This is a genomic window from Sphingobacterium sp. MYb388, assembly GCF_037479535.1.
Taxonomy (GTDB): domain Bacteria; phylum Bacteroidota; class Bacteroidia; order Sphingobacteriales; family Sphingobacteriaceae; genus Sphingobacterium; species Sphingobacterium anhuiense.
Genome location: NZ_JBBGYV010000021.1, coordinates 1 through 2,622 on the forward strand (window position 1 = coordinate 1; position 2,622 = coordinate 2,622).

General features: G+C 50.8%; 1 rRNA gene. It reads left to right on the top strand.

The annotated features are described in order from the left end of the window. Window positions 1-2,615, top strand: a 23S ribosomal RNA gene (locus WH188_RS26180); the annotation flags it as partial. Between the last annotated feature and the right edge of the window lie 7 nt (window positions 2,616-2,622).

The window sequence follows — 2,622 nt, forward strand, 5'->3', positions numbered from 1 at the left end:
TGGGGTTGTAGGGCTGCGATGTGGCATTAGCAAACAGAAGTGGAATGGGATGGGAAGCCCAGCGATACACGGTGATAGCCCTGTACACGTATAGAATGCTAGCCTAGCAGTACCCTGAGTACCGCGGGGTCGGAGACGCCCTGTGGGAATCTGTCAGCACCATCTGATAAGGCTAAATACTCCTGAGAGACCGATAGTGAACTAGTACCGTGAGGGAAAGGTGAAAAGAACCTCGAACAGAGGAGTGAAAAGAACCTGAAACCGTGTGCTTACAAGCGGTCGGAGCTGCCAGGTGCAGTGACGGCGTGCCTTTTGCATAATGAGCCTACGAGTTACTCTTGTCTGGCAAGGTTAAGTGGTTCAGCCACGCAGCCGAAGCGAAAGCGAGTCTTAATAGGGCGCATAGTCAGATGAGGTAGACGCGAAACCTTGTGATCTACCCTTGGGCAGGTTGAAGTTGCAGTAACATGTAATGGAGGACCGAACCGATAAACGTTGAAAAGTTTCCGGATGACCTGAGGGTAGGGGTGAAAGGCTAATCAAACTGGGAAATAGCTCGTACTCCCCGAAATGTTTTTAGGAACAGCGTCGGCATGGAGTCTTATAGAGGTAGAGCTACCGATTGGGTGCGGGGGAGTCAAATCCTACCAAATCCAGACGAACTCCGAATGCTATAAGATATGGCCGGCAGTGAGGCTTTGGGTGCTAAGGTCCAAGGCCGAGAGGGAAAGAACCCAGACCATCAGCTAAGGTCCCTAAATATACGCTAAGTTGAACTAACGAGGTCCGACTGCACAGACAGCTAGGATGTTGGCTTGGAAGCAGCCATTCATTTAAAGAGTGCGTAACAGCTCACTAGTCGAGCGGTCGGGCGTGGATAATAAACGGGCATCAAGTGTATTACCGAAGCTATGGATTCATGCATTTAGTGCATGTCTGGTAGGGGAGCATTCTATTTACGGAGAAGCGGTCTGGTAATGGGCCGTGGAGTTGATAGAAAAGCAAATGTAGGCATAAGTAACGATAAGGCGGGTGAGAAACCCGCCCACCGAAAGACTAAGGTTTCCTGATCAACGCTAATCGGATCAGGGTTAGTCGGGGCCTAAGGCGCATCCGAAGGGAGTAAGCCGATGGACAACTGGTTAATATTCCAGTACTTTTTATAACTGCGATGTGGTGACGGAGTAGTGACACTGCCGCGGACTGACGGAATAGTTCGTTAAAAGGCGTAGGTATAGGGACGGTAGGCAAATCCGCCGACCCTGCTGAAACCCAATAGTACAGCAAAGCTTCGGCGGCGCTGATAGAGCAGGTAAACAGACTTCCAAGAAAACCCGCTAAGCTTCAGGTTATAAAAACCCGTACCGTAAACCGACACAGGTAGTCGAGGAGAGAATCCTAAGGTGCTCGAGTGAATCATGGCTAAGGAACTCGGCAAAATGGCCCTGTAACTTCGGGAGAAGGGGCGCTTCCTCCAGCGATGGAGAAGCCGCAGTGAAAAGGCCCAGGCGACTGTTTAACAAAAACATATGGCTTTGCAAAATCGAAAGATGAAGTATAAGGCCTGACACCTGCCCGGTGCTGGAAGGTTAAGAGGGGATGTCATCGCAAGAGAAGCATTGAATCGAAGCCCCAGTAAACGGCGGCCGTAACTATAACGGTCCTAAGGTAGCGAAATTCCTTGTCGGGTAAGTTCCGACCTGCACGAATGGTGTAACGATCTGGGCGCTGTCTCAGCCATGAGCTCGGTGAAATTGTGGTATCGGTGAAGACGCCGATTACCCGCAACGGGACGGAAAGACCCCATGCACCTTCACTATAGCTTAACATTGAAATTGGGTACAGGATGTGTAGGATAGGCGGGAGATGTTGAAGTGGCTTCGCCAGGAGTCATGGAATCAACCTTGAAATACCGCCCTTTCTGTATTCGGTTTCTAACTCGATCATGTCGAGGACATTGTTTGGTGGGTAGTTTGACTGGGGTGGTCGCCTCCAAAAAGGTAACGGAGGCTTTCAAAGGTAAGCTCAGTACGCTTGGTAACCGTACGAGGAGTGCAATGGCATAAGCTTGCTTGACTGTGAGACCAACAAGTCGAACAGGGTCGAAAGACGGACATAGTGATCCGGTGGTTCTGTATGGAAGGGCCATCGCTCAAAGGATAAAAGGTACGCTGGGGATAACAGGCTGATCTCCCCCAAGAGCTCATATCGACGGGGAGGTTTGGCACCTCGATGTCGGCTCGTCACATCCTGGGGCTGGAGAAGGTCCCAAGGGTTGGGCTGTTCGCCCATTAAAGTGGCACGCGAGCTGGGTTCAGAACGTCGCGAGACAGTTCGGTCCCTATCTGTTGTGGGCGTTGGAAGTTTGAGTGGATCTGTCCTTAGTACGAGAGGACCGGGATGGACTGACCGCTGGTAAACCAGTTATGCCGCCAGGTGTACGGCTGGGTAGCTACGTCGGGAATAGATAAGCGCTGAAAGCATCTAAGTGCGAAACTAGCCACGAGATGAGACTTCCTTATAGGGCCGTAGTAGACTACTACGTTGATAGGTTGCAGGTGTAAAGGTAGAAATACCATAGCTGAGCAATACTAATCACCCGAAGCTTTCTCAAGCAACGCA